The organism is Nonlabens dokdonensis (assembly GCF_002162835.1).
In the GTDB taxonomy this organism is placed as follows: domain Bacteria; phylum Bacteroidota; class Bacteroidia; order Flavobacteriales; family Flavobacteriaceae; genus Nonlabens; species Nonlabens dokdonensis_B.
The window spans coordinates 1-270 of record NZ_MAAX01000093.1 but is presented as its reverse complement, the minus strand read 5'-3'; the positions used below and the strand labels follow the sequence as shown (position 1 = coordinate 270).

Below are 270 nucleotides of genomic sequence, written 5' to 3'. Positions count from 1 at the left end.
AGGAAGTTTCCAGTTGGGTCATTAGTAGTCCCATCACCCGTATTAATTTTAATAGATGCAGAGCCATTGTCTAAGGTAGCAGTATGATTGTGCTGAGGCATTTGAAGAACCGAAATTGTAGCAGTTTCTGTTCCACTTCTTTGTCCTAGTTTCCTAGGGGTTAACCCAGGTCCAGTTCCAGGATGTAACGCTGCTCTACCACGTAAGTCTGGTAAGGCAAAACTTGTTCTACCATCACCACCATACGTGGTACCTAAAATTGAAAATAAA

1 protein-coding gene is annotated in these 270 nt (G+C 42.2%); it reads right to left on the bottom strand.

What is annotated here, in order from left to right; genetic code table 11:
* The coding region (locus A9Q93_RS05825) for a phage tail protein (protein ID WP_303686447.1) at window positions 1-270 on the bottom strand (270 nt) is incomplete at both ends.